Annotated in this window: 19 protein-coding genes; 14 read left to right on the top strand and 5 right to left on the bottom strand. The window is 39.6% G+C overall.

Going from position 1 to position 16,572, the window contains the following annotated elements; all coding sequences use genetic code 11:
- Positions 1–61 precede the first annotated feature (61 nt).
- A complete protein-coding gene (locus N8M93_RS01175) occupies positions 62–196 on the top strand; it encodes a hypothetical protein (protein ID WP_261129181.1) in 135 nt (44 codons plus the stop codon).
- A 42-nt stretch (positions 197–238) separates the two neighbouring features.
- Here the strand turns inward: N8M93_RS01175 and serA are convergent, their stop codons facing one another.
- From serA to N8M93_RS01160, 3 genes are all read right to left on the bottom strand, one after another.
- Positions 239–1,813 carry a phosphoglycerate dehydrogenase gene (gene serA / locus N8M93_RS01170; RefSeq protein WP_261129180.1) on the bottom strand — a complete coding sequence of 525 codons (1,575 nt, stop codon included), beginning with the start codon at positions 1,811–1,813 and terminating at the stop codon, positions 239–241.
- A 243-nt stretch (positions 1,814–2,056) separates the two neighbouring features.
- Positions 2,057–2,542, bottom strand: a complete 486-nt coding sequence (locus N8M93_RS01165; RefSeq protein ID WP_261129179.1) for an inorganic diphosphatase — start codon at positions 2,540–2,542, stop codon at positions 2,057–2,059.
- Between the two features lie 365 nt (positions 2,543–2,907).
- Positions 2,908–3,156 (bottom strand): ferredoxin, encoded by a 249-nt coding sequence (locus N8M93_RS01160; protein WP_221565253.1) that lies wholly within the window; start codon positions 3,154–3,156, stop codon positions 2,908–2,910.
- Between the two features lie 279 nt (positions 3,157–3,435).
- Here N8M93_RS01160 and N8M93_RS01155 point away from each other — a divergent pair, with 279 nt between their 5' ends.
- The 5 genes from N8M93_RS01155 to N8M93_RS01135 all read left to right on the top strand — a co-directional run bounded on the left by N8M93_RS01155 (position 3,436) and on the right by N8M93_RS01135 (position 7,534).
- Positions 3,436–4,518, top strand: a complete 1,083-nt coding sequence (locus N8M93_RS01155; RefSeq protein WP_261129177.1) for a helix-turn-helix domain-containing protein — start codon at positions 3,436–3,438, stop codon at positions 4,516–4,518.
- 3 nt (positions 4,519–4,521) lie between these two features.
- Positions 4,522–6,018, top strand: coding sequence for an ATP-dependent DNA helicase RecQ (locus tag N8M93_RS01150; RefSeq protein ID WP_261129175.1), 1,497 nt, complete (start codon positions 4,522–4,524; stop codon positions 6,016–6,018).
- Positions 6,011–6,634 (top strand): CPBP family intramembrane glutamic endopeptidase, encoded by a 624-nt coding sequence (locus N8M93_RS01145; protein WP_261129173.1) that lies wholly within the window; start codon positions 6,011–6,013, stop codon positions 6,632–6,634. The genes N8M93_RS01150 and N8M93_RS01145 overlap by 8 nt, the downstream gene beginning before the upstream one ends.
- A gap of 68 nt (positions 6,635–6,702) precedes the next feature.
- The gene (locus N8M93_RS01140) at positions 6,703–6,999 is read left to right on the top strand and encodes a hypothetical protein (RefSeq protein ID WP_261129171.1); all 297 of its coding nucleotides are present in this window, start codon (positions 6,703–6,705) and stop codon (positions 6,997–6,999) included.
- Between the two features lie 67 nt (positions 7,000–7,066).
- Positions 7,067–7,534, top strand: coding sequence for a YpbF family protein (locus tag N8M93_RS01135; RefSeq protein ID WP_261129169.1), 468 nt, complete (start codon positions 7,067–7,069; stop codon positions 7,532–7,534).
- A gap of 2 nt (positions 7,535–7,536) precedes the next feature.
- Here the strand turns inward: N8M93_RS01135 and N8M93_RS01130 are convergent, their stop codons facing one another.
- Positions 7,537–7,755: a hypothetical protein gene (locus tag N8M93_RS01130; RefSeq protein WP_261129168.1), complete on the bottom strand. Its 219-nt coding sequence runs from the start codon at positions 7,753–7,755 to the stop codon at positions 7,537–7,539.
- A 319-nt stretch (positions 7,756–8,074) separates the two neighbouring features.
- On the opposite strand from N8M93_RS01130, the gene N8M93_RS01125 reads away from it, so the two are divergent.
- The 6 genes from N8M93_RS01125 (at position 8,075) to N8M93_RS01100 (ending at position 13,418) form a co-directional block, all read left to right on the top strand.
- Positions 8,075–8,707, top strand: a complete 633-nt coding sequence (locus N8M93_RS01125; RefSeq protein ID WP_261129166.1) for a CBS domain-containing protein — start codon at positions 8,075–8,077, stop codon at positions 8,705–8,707.
- 48 nt (positions 8,708–8,755) lie between these two features.
- Positions 8,756–9,151 (top strand): hypothetical protein, encoded by a 396-nt coding sequence (locus N8M93_RS01120; RefSeq protein ID WP_261129165.1) that lies wholly within the window; start codon positions 8,756–8,758, stop codon positions 9,149–9,151.
- Complete coding sequence (locus tag N8M93_RS01115) at positions 9,148–9,930, top strand: metallophosphoesterase (RefSeq protein WP_261129164.1); 783 nt, start codon at positions 9,148–9,150, stop codon at positions 9,928–9,930. The genes N8M93_RS01120 and N8M93_RS01115 overlap by 4 nt, the downstream gene beginning before the upstream one ends.
- A 206-nt stretch (positions 9,931–10,136) precedes the next feature.
- The gene (locus N8M93_RS01110; RefSeq protein WP_261129163.1) at positions 10,137–10,736 is read left to right on the top strand and encodes a genetic competence negative regulator; all 600 of its coding nucleotides are present in this window, start codon (positions 10,137–10,139) and stop codon (positions 10,734–10,736) included.
- A gap of 260 nt (positions 10,737–10,996) precedes the next feature.
- Positions 10,997–12,277, top strand: coding sequence for a Glu/Leu/Phe/Val dehydrogenase (locus tag N8M93_RS01105; protein ID WP_261129161.1), 1,281 nt, complete (start codon positions 10,997–10,999; stop codon positions 12,275–12,277).
- A gap of 151 nt (positions 12,278–12,428) precedes the next feature.
- Entirely contained in the window at positions 12,429–13,418 is a 990-nt protein-coding gene (locus N8M93_RS01100) for a YpdA family putative bacillithiol disulfide reductase (RefSeq protein WP_261129159.1), read from the top strand.
- Positions 13,419–13,586: 168 nt separating this feature from the next.
- Here N8M93_RS01100 and N8M93_RS01095 read toward each other — a convergent pair whose 3' ends face one another.
- On the bottom strand, positions 13,587–14,561 hold the full coding sequence (locus tag N8M93_RS01095; RefSeq protein ID WP_261129158.1) for an asparaginase: 975 nt from the start codon (positions 14,559–14,561) through the stop codon (positions 13,587–13,589).
- Between the two features lie 150 nt (positions 14,562–14,711).
- Here N8M93_RS01095 and prsW point away from each other — a divergent pair, with 150 nt between their 5' ends.
- Both prsW and sleB read left to right on the top strand, forming a co-directional pair.
- Positions 14,712–15,392, top strand: coding sequence for a glutamic-type intramembrane protease PrsW (gene prsW, locus N8M93_RS01090; RefSeq protein ID WP_261129157.1), 681 nt, complete (start codon positions 14,712–14,714; stop codon positions 15,390–15,392).
- A 313-nt stretch (positions 15,393–15,705) separates the two neighbouring features.
- Complete coding sequence (sleB, locus tag N8M93_RS01085) at positions 15,706–16,557, top strand: spore cortex-lytic enzyme (RefSeq protein WP_261129155.1); 852 nt, start codon at positions 15,706–15,708, stop codon at positions 16,555–16,557.
- The last annotated feature ends 15 nt before the right edge of the window (positions 16,558–16,572 follow it).

Raw genomic sequence — 16,572 nt, 5'->3', positions numbered from 1 at the left:
TTTAACAAACTGATTCAACTTTCACATGCCTAAATTCGCTTATAGAAAAGGGGATGGCTCTATGGAAGAGTCACCCCTTTTTTATTTTTCACTTGAAGAAAGTATAAAATCTTTCTTCAGTATGAGTGCACAAGCTGGTGGCTTCGGAAGCAATACACCGCACGAAGGAAAAGCAATTGCTTTTTCGAGGAACTAATTGTTCAGCCTACGCCTAAGGCTTTTCTTAACCAAGTTTTCTTTATTCCAATGACATCGCCAGGAGAGTGGTGATGCCAGTATTTTCTTGAAGATCCTTTATCGTTTCATTGTTGAGTGGTTCATCAAAAGTCAGAACCATGGCCGCACCGCCGCTGACTTCTTTACGACCAACCTGCATCGTTGCGATATTCATCTGATGTCTTCCGAGTACTTCTCCGACTTTACCAATCACTCCGGGCTGATCATTATGCGTAATGAACAAAAGATGTCCTTTCGGAGTAAAATCGATATCGAATCCATTCAGATTGACAACTCTGCCACCGAGGCCTGGTAACAAGGTCCCTTGAATGGATACCATCTGATTTTCACCGACCACTTTTACATCGATCAAGCTGGAATAGCCGAAGGTTTCTGAAGCTTTCGTTTCTCCGTAACTAATTCCTCTTTGCTTTGCAATCAAGTTGGCATTGATAATATTGACAGGTTGATCGACTCTTGAATTGAGGAAACCTGACAACACGCTTCTTGTAATTGACAAGGTTTCATGGTCTGTAAGTTCCCCTGAATAGGTTAACTGTACTTCTTTAATCGGAGTTTTAATACATTGTGACAAAAAAGTTCCTAGCCGATTCCCCAATTCGATGAATGGGTGGATGAAATCATGGACATCACGGGATACGGCAGGATAATTCAATGCATTCCGAGCTGGATTTCCTTGTAATACATTGCATACATCCTCGCTGACTTGTTGAGCAACGTTGAACTGGGCTTCTGTGGTTGAAGCAGCAATATGAGGGGTTGCTACTACATTTGGATGTAAAAGCAAGGATTCATTGACACATGGCTCTTCTGAAAAAACATCGAGTGCCGCTCCAGCAATGTGTCCTTCTTCTAATCCATTGACAAGAGCTTCTTCATCGATGATTCCGCCACGTGCACAATTTAGGATATAAACACCTTTTTTCATTGTTTTAATCGACTCTTGGTTGATGAGGTTTTTCGTATCCTTATTTAATGGAGTATGGACTGTGATGATGTCAGCATTTTCAAGAAGCTGATCCAATGTAACAAGTTCGACCTGGAGTTTCTTTGCCCGGTCTTTTGTTAAGAAAGGATCGAATACATGAATATCCATACCGAAGGAAAGTGCTCTCTTAGCAAGTTCCGAACCGATTTTTCCCATACCGATGATTCCCAGGGTCTTACCATGTACTTCATGACCTGTAAAAGCAGAACGCTTCCACTCAAGATTTCTTAATGAACGGTTTGCCTGAGGGATGTTCCGCATTAAAGACAGCATCATCGCAAAGGTATGTTCAGCTGTCGAAATCGTGTTGCCATTTGGTGCGTTTACGACGACAATCCCTTGTTCTGTTGCTGCGTCTAGGTCGATGTTGTCAATACCAACTCCAGCTCGGGCAATGATTTTAAGATTGGGCATTTCGTTGATGAGTTCACGTGTGATTTTTGTAGCACTTCGTACAAGGATCGCGTCAATTTCCTTTTTCGAGGTAACTTCATTGATGTTCTTTTCAATAAGATTCATACCTGGCGTATTTACAAGCGGTTCCAACCCCGCTTTGCTTATTGGATCACTTATTACGATTTGAAACAAATTGTTCACCCCATCTACTATTATTAATTTCTGATTGTCCTATGGTTCACAATGTATGTCAACTGAAAGATTGTACAAACGTAAAGTCTATTAAATGAGGAACTAGGAGGAATAGAAGTTGGTTGCGCTTACACTGGAACAAAAATTATCTGTTAAATCGGGTATCCTCATGATGAATGGTATTCTCACAAGACATAAAAAAGACCCGTGGTAGACCACAAGTCTTTATAGTATAGTTATTATTTATTGTTCCTGATAACGCTTCAGGCATTCTTCAACTAATTCAGCAGCTTTTTCCGGTCCTTCCCATGATCCGATTTCTGTTTTCTTACCTTGAAGATCTTTATAACGTTCAAAGAAATGGGAGATTTCCTTCAGTGTGTGTTCAGATACATCTTCAAGTGATTGAACATGGTCAAAACGTGGATCCTCTACTGGCACTGCAAGAAGCTTTGAATCTTCTTCACCGCTGTCAATCATGTTCAGGTATCCGATTACACGGGATTCGATTACACAGCCTGGGAAAGTAGGGTTTGTCACTAATACGAGGATATCTAACGGATCTCCATCCAGAGCTAGCGTGTTTTCAAGATATCCGTATTCAGCCGGGTAAAACATCGGGGAGAAAAGGACACGATCCAGCTTGAATACACCTTTATCTTTATCGTATTCATATTTGTTTTGACTTCCAGTCGGAATTTCAATAAATGCGTCGACTACTTTTGCCATCCTATAGAACCTCCTTAGAATATGTACAACTTTACAATAACCTATTATAGCAATTAAGATTCCATTTGAAAACTGACGTATTTTAATTTCTTTCCGCGGGGCGTGTGGTGAGTTCACTCGTTCCTTGCGAAATGGAATAGCTCACCTGTCCTCAAGGTGGTTATTTTAAAATGACTCAAAAGCAACAATCATTTAGAAGAGAGCCATTCGTTTTTATGCCTCCTTTCCGGGAGCAATAAGCGAGCTTTTTTCACTCGCACGGGATGGATGGAAAGTCGTAATTGACAATGATTATCAATTATATTATGATGTTTATGGTATGAAAAAACGCCTTCCCTCTTGGAAGACGTTGTTTTATCCATTTATTATTCGAATTTTGTTGCATCTCCATCGAAAGGTTCATCCGCAATTTTGATTGAATCAGTCGGGCAACCTTCGAAGGCGTCCTGCATATCTTCATGAAGAATATCTGGAATTTCTACAATTCCCTCATTATCATCTAAGGTAACAAACGCAATACCTTCATCATCATAGTCATAAATGTCAGGTGCAGCAGCTCCACAAGCTCCGCAGGCGATACAAGTTTCTTTGTCAACAATCGTGTACTTTGGCATATCGAAATTACCCTCCTAGAAATTTATGAACCTGTTCTTCATTACCTATCTTATTATCAATTCAAAAAACAGTTCATATTCTCCAAATGAATCCATTTTTTCTATCCTTGTTACTATTGTAAAACTGTTAGGTAGAGATTTCAACAATTAAATTCATTGAGAATCCTTTTCAAACAAGGCTTTGTAAGTGTTTTGCAACTACATAAGCCAATTTTCCCAAAACGGCCAAAATTTAAACGCTCTTTGATACAATAGAGTATACAGGAATGGGAGGTGAGAGTGAACGTGAACTATAGGGATTCCATCATCCTATTGGGAATTGAACGATTGGACGGAGAAAGAACGACCTCTGGATTGTATCATTTACTCAATGGGAAAAAATCATCACAAACTGTACAAGATGGCAGGTTGTTCCGACTTTCTCACTTATTTGGAATTTTAAAAGGATACAGTTTCACAGATTTCGAAAGGAAATTGAACGATTTACATAATGACGGATTAATTGAAACTTATGATGGAAATCATGCACATATGACAAAATTTGGGCTGACACAACTTCGAAACCAATTGGAACAACATCGTATACCGGAATCATTAGATTGTTGGCGTTACGGAGATCTTAGTAGTGTTTTCTGGCGACGTATTACATTATTTATCCAAACCCTCTCACACATACTGAAAGGAGATCATCATTTCTATCCGATTCAGAATGATCCTGAAACGTTGCATTGGGTCAAGCGTTCATTTCCGAGGGATGAAGGGACACGATCAAAGCTTGCCTATCTGCTCTTTCAAGAACTCAAATCACTACTAAAACCGTTAGGTGATAGAAGCGCTGATAATGTCGTATTAAGACTGTCAAGAACAGGAAGGATCGGACAGACCACTGACCAGGTGGCAGAAAGATTGAATCTTGATCCGATGGAATGCCATGTCCATTTCCAAGCAACTTTACATCACATGATGAAAAGAATCGTTGAAGATCGAAAGGCATTTCCTGTTTTATCTTCATTCATAGCTGATATGGAACAGCGGTTTTCACTGACCGAATCTACACGTAGAACCTATCATCTGATCAAAAAGGGCCTAAGTTTAGAAGAAATAGCATCCGTCAGGAATTTGAAACCTAGTACGATTGAGGATCATATTGTCGAACTTGCAATTCATATTCCAGATATGGATATTGATGGATACATACCAGAAACGGATCAGATGCGGATCGTAGAGGCTTCTGGATTATTAGGAACGAAGAAACTGAAGGCTATCAAACAAGAACTGGGTGAAGACCTCAATTACTTTCAAATCCGATTGACACTCGCTAAAGAGTCATCTGCAAAAGTCGGAGACAGGGAGGGGGGATGATAAGTGTCGATTGATGACATTTTATATGAAAAATTCGGATATCGCTCCTTTCGCAATGGGCAAAGAGAAATAATTGAAGATGTACTGGATGGTAAAGATGTATTTGCAATGCTTCCTACAGGCTCGGGTAAGTCGATTTGTTATCAGCTCCCGGCTTATCTCTTGGACGGTACAGTCATCGTTGTATCCCCGCTAATTTCTTTGATGGAAGATCAAGTAGAACAATTAAGACGTAATGGCGAGAAAAGGGTATGTACGTTTCATAGTGGGATGCCATATGATCTCAGAAAAACGGTCCTTAGGAATCTATCAAGGTATAAGATCATTTATGTATCACCGGAGACACTGCAGTCAGATCTTTTTGCGAATGCCCTCTCTAAAAAGAAGGTATCCTTGTTTGTAGTTGATGAAGCTCATTGTATTTCCCAGTGGGGTCACGAATTCAGAACCGATTATCTGAAACTGGGTGATGCAGCTAAAAAGATGGGGCGCCCTCCTATTTTAGCTTTGACTGCAACAGCAACTATGAATGTCCGTGAAGATATCATCAAGTTGTTAACACTGGATGAACCGGAAATGCATATATACTCCGTTGATCGACCAAATATTGCTCTTCAAGCAGAAATCGTTGACAGTACAATCGAAAAAATGGACATCTTAATCCGGTATGCCCAAATGTTGAAAGGACCTGGCCTCATCTATACGTCAAGCCGAAATGCTGCTGAAACGATTACGGAGACTTTGAAGCGGAATGGAGTAGGACGGACAGCTTATTATCATGGGGGCATGGATAACGATGACAGACTGCTTATACAAAAACAATTCATTTATAACGAACTCGATGTGATATGCTGCACGAATGCATTTGGAATGGGGATCAATAAGTCTGATATCCGATTCGTCATCCATTTCCATTTTCCTTCTAACATAGAGTCCTATTTGCAAGAGATCGGAAGGGCAGGAAGAGACGGAGAACAAAGTTTGGCTTTGATACTTTACCATGAAGATGATGATTTCATTCCTGCACGCCTTATTACTTCAGAATTACCATCAGAACGTGATATCGATGACTTGATCAATTACGTAAACAAGGACGAACCAATACGAGGATCGTTCCAAGAGGGGATACGTCTCTTAGACCTTACGGAAACAGCTGAACGTTTTATCCAATATCATGTTGAATTGTTTTTTAGAGAAGACTATAAGGATCTTCTTGATTGGAGGAATAAATTAGTAGCTTTCATTGAGATGAGACTTAAAGAAAAGCAGGAGCGGATCCGATATATGAAGAAATGGATCCAGTCAAGGGATTGTAAAAGGGAATCCATTCTAAAGTCTTTTTCAGAGGAATTGACTGAAAGACCTTTGAATTGCTGTCATATTTGTGGAGTATCAATTGAACACTTCAAAGCCACAATTTCCAAAACGGCGCAAAGTGGTAAGTACAGTTGGGAAGAAGAATTGGCTCTAATCTTCCATCAGGAGAACATCCATGTTTAAACAATTGAATCAGAAAGAACTTATACAATCTTTATCCCAGCGTGAACTGTACTTGAATCTGTATTTCACACAGGGGATTTTTCTATTATTGACGGTGATCTTGTCCTTTTTCTTTAACCAGGGTTTTGCTGATTGGTTGGTTCTTTTCAGGATGGAATGGAGGACTATTTTCCTTTGGTCGGTTCCAGTTATCATCCTTGTTGTGCTGGTGGACGTTATGTTATGGAAAAAGGCACCGCGACGTTTGATCGATGATGGTGGAATCAATGAAAGAATATTTTCGACCATTACGTATTTCCATTTGTTCGTGATCACGCTTGTCATTGGAGTTTGTGAAGAATTGTTGTTCCGTGGCGTTTTACAGACGAATATCGGGTATGTACCGGCAAGTTTGTTGTTTACGCTCTTACACATCCGTTATATCACCAAACCAGTGTTATTGATATTTGCGTCAACGCTCAGTTTCTTGTTAGGTGGTATATTTATTATTACGGGGAATTTACTGATCCCTGTTTTTATCCATATTGCGATCGATTTCCTATTAGGACTGATTATCCGGAACAACCTTTTTTCGATACGTTCTAAGAATCAGGAATGGAACGATGAATCTTTCTGAAAGGGTAGCATGTTTGTGGTGGAATTAGTTTAATGCACGGAGCCTTTGAGAAAAGGAGGAGCATCTGCGTGGAGCCGCTAGATCAAGCATCGATTTTACGTAAAAAAGTCAATAATGATGAGATTGCTATGGATAAGGAAAAGGTAGATATTCTGAACCTTCCTCCAAGAAGCGAAAAACATTCACGGAGTAAAGGCCAAACGAAAGAGACGAAGTCACCAGAAAAAAGCTACTTATGGATTACCCGAGGGATCGCCATAGCCTTTATATGTATGATCGTTTTTATCGTGTATTACTTAACCTATGAAATGCCAATTCAAGAAATTAAAAAAGATGGTATTCATCCCGTCAATATCGTCAATTGAAAAACATATTGTGACGGATGTATACCTAATTCCCTCCTAGCATAGTTTTGAATAGGAGGGAATCTAAATGGATGGTTTACAGTATTGGAAGTTCAAACAGTATTCAGTTTCTGAAGTGACGTTAGAAGTAGTGAAAAACCTCATAGAACGCAGGACAAAAGAGAAACGATTTGAGCAATTGGTTTTGAAATGGTCTTTATCTTTGTTTGTCATGCTTTTTTTCAGCTTGATATACATCTATTTCTACAAGCTGCCTGCCTTTGGAACCATGTTTCTGATGAATCGAAATGTGATCGGATACCTTTCGCAGGATAAGCTGCTACTCACGCTCTTCATTATTGGAATTTTTAGTATTGTCCAAATGATCTATTACAAGAAAAAACATACCAAGGCTGAAAACGAGTACGAAGAATTAAGAATAGCAACCATTGAACGAGGAGAAGAACTGTGGGAAAAACCAGTTCCATGGAAACATAGACATGAGGTGTTTGATTGGCTGAAACAGGAACATGATGTCAACTTATACCACAAATAATACTACATGGGGCAAGGGCAGCCGAAAAAGGCATTCTCCCTTCTGCAAAATAGTTGGTCATTTATTTGCACATGATCTTTCGTAATCAATTGTATCCTGCCAAAAGCTACTGTTTCATACTCTTTCATACAAAATACTTCAACTGGGAGTCCGATCTTCTGGCTGTATTCCAAATCCTGATCTAGAACGAGAGATTTATTCGTAAACTTGGATATGGTCATGGTGTGTCCTCTCCTAACTTTAGATTTTATTTTTTTACTTGACTTTGTTTAATAATACTTAGGATTTCTATCTAAGTTTGATTTGAGACCTTCGTGACTAGACGGGTGCTTCCGCTTTTCACTTGCCCGCGGAAAAGGAGCGGATTCCGCAAAAATCAATAATTGAATTATTAGTTTAATCTTAATGGAAATTTACATATTTTTCAACCTATATTGTTGAAATATTCTGATAAAAAATAAAAATTTTGAACACTTAGTAGGAATTACCTATTATCTTAGCGAAAACAATAAGGTAGTCATTTTATTAGGGGGGATAATCATGTTTGTCAAAAGTATCATGATACCGAAAGCGAAAACATATGTCGTTCAAAATTCAGATACACTGGAAGATGTACTACATAAGTTGAATCAGTATCAAATCGATGGAATGCCTGTAGTCAATGGAAACCAATATGTTGGAATTGTCACATTGAACAAAATCTATAAGGCATACTTCGAATCCGGTTCAGATCGTCAGGATTTCCTCAAGTCCACTCTGGCTGGAGATGTAGCGGACCATAAAGATGATTTCATAGATGAAGAAGAAATATTTGAAAAAATCCTTTTGTCCGTCAAGGACCGCCCTTTGTTAGCAGTAGTAGACGAGGCTAAGGAATTGAAAGGAATCATTACACGATATGATGCACTCGAACAATTCCAAAGTGCTTTTGGAATGAACCGTAAAGGTGTCAGGATCTCATTTTCATCATCAGAAGCAGAGGGACGTATTGCCCGGCTTGCAGAAATTGCGAAACAATTCCATGAAAATATCATTTCACTTGCGACCTTTGACGAATCAGATAAGTTTGTAAGAAGAATCGTCATGAAAGTTGAAAAGCAGCAGAACATTGATAAATTCATAAAAAAGCTCGAGGCATCTGGATTCCGGATTCTTGATATCAAGGAAGATTGACAACATGAAATTCCTTCCCTTTTCATACGGTATAGGGGAGGGATTTTTGTGTTTAAACGGATAGTGGCATTATCTATCGGATATTTTTCTTTATATACCGTCGTGAATGACATACCGACTTCATCTTATGATCAATTCATGGGCTGGGTGGCGGAGTTGATTATGAACCCAATGCATTTCGTCTATTCAGCCTTTCTGATCCTCATTGGTGTTATAGCATATGGTATTGCCATTAAAACGGTCATCACCGATTTTAGAAACCGAGGTCTCCGTTCATTGATTGTTCCACTACTATACATTGTCCTTGTGATATGCAGTGTCTATCTCCTTTACCAGATGAATGAGCTTCTTATGTTGATATTCTTACCTTGTTCCGTTATTTATGGTATCATTTCGTTATCTCAATCTAATGTTCACGAACGGAGACAGGAAGGTGTAGAATGATCATTACTTTTTTTGTAGTGATGGGCATTGGTTTGCTGCTGCTTTTTTATATGTGGCACGAAGCCCATCAAATAGTTGTAAAAAAGCATGAGCTCTTTTTAGAAAATTTTCCTGAAAGCTTCAATGGCTTAAAGGTTTTTTTTATATCTGATATCCACACCCGAGTGATTGATGATAGACTGCTTGACCAAATAAAAGAGCCGATTGACATAGTAATCATTGGTGGAGATTTGATGGAAAAAGGGGTACCGTTCGAGCGTGTTTCCAAAAATTTGGACCAGCTTTCAAAGATTGCACCTAATTATTTCGTGTGGGGGAATAATGATTACGAGGTCGATTTTCGCAACTTGGATGTCCTCTTAAGGGAAAAAGGTGTGAAGATCCTTGATAATACATGTGCCAGGTTTGAATCTGGGGATGATACATTGACTCTTGTTGGAGTTGATGATCCGACCGTGGAAAGGGATGATCTGGATTTAGCAGTTTCCGATACAGATGATCGTAATCCAAACTTTAAAATCCTCATCAGCCATAATCCGTCGATCATCGAAAAGGTCAAAATCGAGCATAAAATCGGCTTCGTTTTAAGCGGACATACCCATGGGGGACAAATTCGCCTTTTCAAATGGGGTATAGCAGAAAGAGGAGGCTTTAAAGAATATCCACATACAAAACTTTTCACAAGCAATGGTTTTGGGTATACAAAACTTCCATTAAGACTTTGTGCACCATCAGAATCACATGTGTTCACTTTTTATAATGAAAACTTTGTTAAATGATACAGTGATTTTCTGAATTAGAGGCTAGCGGATCGCCAAGAACTAAAAAAGCAACAATTTATGTGAACGCAGCCATTGCTAAGAAGATTTTTGTTAATCACGGATACCGATCTTTTCAGAACTACCTGACCACGAAGAACCTTCTGTAAATCGCCATCATATAGTGTAGAGAAAGGGTGGAGTATTGCTGTTGAGGAGGACCATATATGCGACTGGAGCGTTTGACATATAACAAAATAAAAGTGTTTTTAACATTGGATGATTTAGATGAGCGCGGCATCTCAAAAGAAGAAATGTGGCAAGACTTACCAAAAGTGCATGAATTGTTCAGGGATATGATGTTAGAAGCAGATGATGAACTTGGATTTAAAGCAGATGGTCCGATAGCCGTCGAAGTTTTTTCGCTCCCTGCACAAGGGATGGTGGTCATTGTCACGAAAGGTCAACCTTCGAGTGAGGATGATGATTACGATGATGAATACCTGGAACTTCAAGTGACAATGGATATAAGTGATGACGTCATTTATGAATTCAAACATTTCGATGACATCATCGCACTATCTTCACGAGTGCACCAATTAGGAATCACTGGTGGGGAAATTACTTATTATAACGGACATTATTTCGTTTCGTTCGAGGAAGAGGAATATGACGTTTTGGATGTCGACATGTTCGTCGCACTTTTATCTGAATTCGGAAGTCCTTCCACCATTACAAAGTGGCGAGTGAGAGAGTATGGAAAGCTGATCATGGAAGAGAAAGCCATGGAACAAATCAATGAATTTTTTCTGAAAAACAATGGATGAAACCTTTGGGCTGGCCGATAGGAAATGTGCCTAGCCCTTTTGAATATATTTGCTATTCCTTCAAGTTAACTTGAAAATTGAGTTAAATTTTCATCTTTAAGGGTATTGATAATAAATAAGCAGAAAATATGGAAGAAAGCGGTTACAAAATATAAGCGGAAAACTTGCAGATATCACTTCTCAATACGACAAGTAGGGTGTATACTATGCATTGAGAAATTGAAATCATACTTATTTGGTATTATCACGGGAGGTAAACCATGTCTGCCAACAATACTTCAGATAATGAACAAGAAAAAAATGGACAAGACAATGTATTATTATCTACACAAACAGTAATTAATGATGCATTAGATAAGCTAGGTTATCCGGAAGAAGTATATGAGCTTCTAAAAGAACCAGTCCGCCTTATGACAGTCCGGATCCCAGTCCGGATGGATGATGGTTCTATAAAAATATTCACTGGATATCGTGCCCAGCACAATGATGCAGTCGGACCGACAAAAGGTGGAGTACGATTCCATCCAAATGTAACTGAAACGGAAGTTAAAGCTTTATCTATTTGGATGAGCTTGAAGGCAGGAATTGTCGACTTACCGTATGGTGGAGGGAAAGGCGGTATCATATGTGATCCACGCGATATGTCATTCCGCGAATTAGAACGTTTGAGCCGAGGATATGTGCGTGCAATCAGCCAGATCGTTGGTCCGACAAAGGATATACCAGCGCCAGATGTATTCACGAACTCTCAAATCATGGCATGGATGATGGATGAATACAGCCGTATCCGTGAATTCGATTCACCAGGGTTCATCACAGGAAAACCTTTGGTACTTGGTGGTTCTCACGGGCGCGAATCTGCAACCGCTAAAGGTGTTACAATTTGCATTCGGGAAGCCGCGAAGAAAAAAGGCATCAACCTTGAAGGTGCGAGAGTGGTCATTCAGGGATTCGGTAATGCGGGAAGTTTCCTGGCGAAGTTCATGTACGATGCCGGAGCGAAAGTGATCGGTATATCAGATGCTTATGGCGGATTGCATGATCCTGAAGGATTGGATATTGATTATCTGCTTGATCGTCGTGACAGTTTCGGGACTGTGACGAAATTGTTCAAAGATACAATCACAAATCAGGAATTACTCGAATTGGATTGTGATATCCTCGTTCCTGCAGCGATTGAGAACCAGATTACGAAACATAATGCACACGACATAAAAGCATCAATTGTTGTAGAAGCGGCAAATGGTCCGACGACTATTGAAGCGACAAACATCCTTACAGAACGTGACATCCTGCTCGTGCCGGATGTACTTGCAAGTGCAGGCGGTGTAACGGTATCCTATTTTGAATGGGTTCAAAATAACCAAGGGTACTACTGGACTGAAGAAGAAGTTGAAGAAAAGCTTGAGCAAGTGATGGTAAAAGCATTCAACAATATTTTAACGACAGCAACAAACCGTAAAGTCAACATGCGTCTCGCCGCTTATATGGTAGGTGTACGTAAAATGGCTGAAGCGTCTCGTTTCAGAGGATGGATCTAAAGCAATTCGGTTGAAACAAACGAAGAAATCCCCTATCATCATTATGTATGATATGGGGATTTTTGTTTGAGAAAACAACAATCTTTTTGCTTAACAGATCAAATAAGTTGAATAATATAGAATGTAGTAGCCATTAGGAGTGAAAGAAACCATGCAAGCTGACGCGATCATTGTCGGCGGTGGTCCCTGCGGTCTTTCTGCAGCGATTGCTTTAGAGGAAAAAGGTCTGAAACCAATCGTTATCGAAAAAGGGAACATTGTCAATTCAATTTATAATTATCCGACACATCAACAGTTTTTCAGCACGAGTGAAAAGCTTGAAATCGGAAATGTCCCATTTGTCATTGAACAAAGAAAACCTAAACGTAACCAGGCGCTTTCTTACTACCGTGAAGTCGTGAAAAGAAAAAAACTTATCGTTCATGCATTTGAAAAAGTTCTAGCTGTAGAGAAGCAAGAAGACGGCTTTTTTGTCGTCCGTTCAAAAAAACAGAATGATGAAGAACAAATATATGAAACACCTTACGTTATCATTGCCACCGGATATTATGACCATCCAAATTACATGGGTGTCCAAGGTGAAGAACTGGAGAAGGTATTTCACTATTTTAAAGAAGCACATCCATACTTTGATCGTGATATAGTCGTCATCGGAGGAAAAAACTCAGCAGTAGATGCAGCCCTTGAATTGGAAAAAGTAGGGGCGAGAGTTACTGTGTTATATAGAGGCTCTGAGTATTCAAGCAGCATAAAGCCATGGATCTTGCCGGAATTCGAAGCTTTAGTCCGCCATGAGAAGGTGAAGATGGAATTCAACGCAAAAGTAATCGAAATCAAAGAACAGACTTTGATTTATGAGGTGTATGGAGAACAGAAAGAAATCGCGAATGACTTTGTATTTGCTATGACTGGTTACCATCCTGACCATTCATTCTTGACAAAAATGGGTGTGGAAATCGAAGTTAAAACGGGAAGACCGTTGTTCAATCCTGAAACGATGGAAACGAACGTTGACGGTATCTTCATTTCAGGTGTGATTGCAGCCGGGAATAACGCTAATGAAATCTTCATCGAAAATGGCCGTTTTCATGGTGGTTTGATTGCAGATGAAATAATGAATAGGAATAAAAAGGGGGACTGACCAATTTGGTTCAGTCCCTTTCTGCACTTAAAGCAAGTATAAAATATTTTCTTCAGTATAAGAGCTGGTGGCTTCGGAAGCGATACACTGCATGAAGGAAAAGCAAATGCTTTTTCGAGGAACTCAGTTTCAGCCTCCTCCAAGCTTGGCTTTTCCAAGTTTACTTTATCAATTTGATGAAAAGGTTTGTGATAACTGTTCCATGCTAAAGCCCATTTCAAGAGTGACCATCAACTTCAGTCTGGCTTTTGGACCATTCAATCCGTTCGTCAAGATGACCCCAGATTCTTTAAGTTTACGACCTCCACCATCATAACTGTAAATGTCCTGGACAATTCCGTTGAAACAGCGTGAAACCATAACAATCGGAATTTGGTTTTGTATAAAATGATCGATTTCCTCCATTAAAGCAGGCGGTAGATTTCCTTGACCAAGTGCTTCAATGACAAGTCCATCCAACTTTATGGTACGGACAGCTTGAAGAAGATCTTTTTGCATCCCTGCATAAGCTTTTAAAAGAACAACGTTTTTTGAAAGCCCTCCTGTTTCATAGTGTTCCCGGTGTGCGAGATTGTGATGAAAAAAGACACCACGTTTTGTGACAATCCCGATAGGACCTGATTGTGGGCTTTGAAATGTTGCAATATTACTTGTGTGAGTTTTTGTCGCATTTCTTGCAGCATGGATCTCGTCATTGAATACGACTAACACACCTTTTCCTTTTGCTTCATCACTAGCTGCTGTTCTTACAGATGTTATGAGATTATGAGGTCCGTCTGAACCGAGCTCATTACTCGAACGCATTGCTCCTGTTACGATGATAGGTATTTCATCACCATGTAGAAGATCGAGCAAATAGGCGGTTTCCTCCAATGTATCTGTACCGTGAGTGATGACAACGCCATCAAAGGAATTCTCCTTGATTTTCCTGTGTACATAATTTGAAAGACGTATCATGTGTTCCGGGGTGATATGAGGTGAAGGAAGGTTCAGAAAATCATCCATCGTTACCTTGGCAATTTGCGAAAGCAGGGCATATGTTTCGTGAAGGGGATTGACATCACCCGGAATGACTTTACCTGTTTCTTTATCTTCACTCATTGCTATTGTTCCGCCAGTATGTATGACTAGAATTTCTTTCATTGGTCTACACCTCATTCCAAAAAGTTTATTCAAGATTTAAGATACCATGTTTTGCGCAAGTGAGTCTAAAATTGGCTTGCAATTTATTTAACAAAATCATCGTTGTTCGTGATACGATAGTAAAAAATGGATGGAAACGGGACGATGTAAATGTTTACGGTCATATCGGCAGGGATCGCTCCAGGTCTCGCCTTGCTGTCATTTTTCTATTTGAAAGAAAAATATAAACCTGAGCCGATTTTAATGGTGTTGCGAACCTTCATAATTGGAATTCTTCTTGTATTCCCTGTAATGGTTTTGCAGTTCGGCATTTATGAAGAAATGCAAGTTGCTGAATGGGCTGATGCTTTCATCGTTTCAGGCTTCCTTGAGGAGTTTTTCAAATGGTTCCTGCTTTATTTTACAGCGTATCAACATATTGAATTCAATGAGCCATATGATGGGATCATTTATGGTGTGTCGCTTTCATTGGGATTCGCAACAGCTGAAAATGTTCTCTATTTGTTTACCAATGGAGTTGAAACAGCGTTAATGAGAGCATTGTTACCAGTTCCAAGCCATGCGTTGTTCGGGGTGATCATGGGATATTATCTTTCCCGCGGTAAATCATCTGACACCAATCGTATAAAACAATTGTTCATATTAGCTTCATTAATAGTTCCGATATTCTTTCACGGTTTTTATGACTATATTATTTTATCCTTGATGCAAAAATGGATGATTTTCATGCTCCCTTTCATGATATTTTTATGGTGGTTAGGCCTTAGGAAAATCAAATACGCGCAAGTCATGTCACAGGAAAATTATCAACAACAAAAACATGCACCATAAATCAATATGTCTTTTATCGTAACTGGTTGTCCGTCGGATGATCAGTTTTTTTATGCATTCTTATCTTTTCATTAAGATTGTTGCTTTTGAGTCATTTTAAAAAAACACCTTATGAAAGTTGATTGGAGAGCAAGGTGCAAGACTCCAGCGGGATCAGCGTGCCTACTACCTGAAAAATCTCCTCGCAAAAGCGACAATGTTTGCGAAAACAGCCTTTCATTAAAGTATAACAAAGCCTTTGAATAAAATCCCTTCAATGACAGAAACTACGAACATTGAAAAGTTATACAGGATGCAACAGGAGGCTGTAATGATGAAAAGTGGAAAATTGTGCGTGAAAGTATGCTTATCATTGATACTATTGGTCATTCCGTTGTTAAGTGCTGTGAATGTTGATGATACCAACGCGTTTACCGCTCAAGTGATTCAGCATGGCGCAACGGGAGAAGATGTAATTGAACTCCAATCGAGACTACAATATTTGGGCTTTTATAATGGGAAAATCGATGGTGTTTTCGGTTGGGGGACCTATTGGGCTCTAAGAAACTTCCAGTATGAATTCGGGTTGAAGGTAGACGGACTTGCGGGTGCCACTACTAAGTTGAAATTGGCTAACGCTTCACAGTATCATGAAGGATTCGTCAAAAAGAATATTCAAAAAGGCAAGAAATTCACACATTACGGTGGAACGCCTCTTGAAAAACAGACTCAGAAAGGGAAGGCGCCTGCTAAGAAGCCATCTGGCCAAGGCGGAAAAGCACAACCGAAACAACAAAAGCCAAAACAAGGTAAGAATGTGCCAAGCGGTTATTCAGAGAACGATATTCAACTGATGGCGAATGCAGTCTATGGCGAAGCCCGTGGTGAGCCTTATGTTGGGCAGGTCGCTGTTGCAGCAGTCATTCTCAACCGTATTGAAAGCACTTCTTTCCCAAATACCATTTCAGGCGTCATTTTCGAACCAAGGGCGTTCACTGCGGTAGCAGACGGTCAGATTTGGCTTACACCAAATGAGCAAGCCAAAAAAGCTGTCCATGACGCAATCAATGGATGGGACCCTTCGGACGGATGTATTTATTATTTCAACCCTGATACTGCAACATCCGGATGGATTTGGTCGCGTCAACAAGTTACCCAAATCGGAAAACATATATTTGCTAAATAATGGAGGTGAAGAGAC

The sequence above is a fragment of the Bacillus sp. Marseille-Q3570 genome, assembly GCF_946151055.1.
Taxonomy (GTDB): domain Bacteria; phylum Bacillota; class Bacilli; order Bacillales; family Fictibacillaceae; genus Pseudalkalibacillus.
This window is presented reverse-complemented; position numbering and strand designations above follow the sequence as displayed.

Coding starts and splice junctions, on each gene's coding strand:
- N8M93_RS01175 (WP_261129181.1), top strand. CDS start 62: ATGGAAGAGTCACCCCTTTTTTATTTTTCACTTGAAGAAAGTATAAAA.
- N8M93_RS01165 (WP_261129179.1), bottom strand. CDS start 2,542: ATGGCAAAAGTAGTCGACGCATTTATTGAAATTCCGACTGGAAGTCAA.
- N8M93_RS01160 (WP_221565253.1), bottom strand. CDS start 3,156: ATGCCAAAGTACACGATTGTTGACAAAGAAACTTGTATCGCCTGCGGA.
- N8M93_RS01145 (WP_261129173.1), top strand. CDS start 6,011: ATGTTTAAACAATTGAATCAGAAAGAACTTATACAATCTTTATCCCAG.
- N8M93_RS01135 (WP_261129169.1), top strand. CDS start 7,067: ATGGATGGTTTACAGTATTGGAAGTTCAAACAGTATTCAGTTTCTGAA.
- N8M93_RS01130 (WP_261129168.1), bottom strand. CDS start 7,755: ATGACCATATCCAAGTTTACGAATAAATCTCTCGTTCTAGATCAGGAT.
- N8M93_RS01125 (WP_261129166.1), top strand. CDS start 8,075: ATGTTTGTCAAAAGTATCATGATACCGAAAGCGAAAACATATGTCGTT.
- N8M93_RS01115 (WP_261129164.1), top strand. CDS start 9,148: ATGATCATTACTTTTTTTGTAGTGATGGGCATTGGTTTGCTGCTGCTT.
- N8M93_RS01110 (WP_261129163.1), top strand. CDS start 10,137: ATGCGACTGGAGCGTTTGACATATAACAAAATAAAAGTGTTTTTAACA.
- N8M93_RS01105 (WP_261129161.1), top strand. CDS start 10,997: ATGTCTGCCAACAATACTTCAGATAATGAACAAGAAAAAAATGGACAA.
- N8M93_RS01100 (WP_261129159.1), top strand. CDS start 12,429: ATGCAAGCTGACGCGATCATTGTCGGCGGTGGTCCCTGCGGTCTTTCT.
- N8M93_RS01095 (WP_261129158.1), bottom strand. CDS start 14,561: ATGAAAGAAATTCTAGTCATACATACTGGCGGAACAATAGCAATGAGT.
- prsW (WP_261129157.1), top strand. CDS start 14,712: ATGTTTACGGTCATATCGGCAGGGATCGCTCCAGGTCTCGCCTTGCTG.
- sleB (WP_261129155.1), top strand. CDS start 15,706: ATGAAAAGTGGAAAATTGTGCGTGAAAGTATGCTTATCATTGATACTA.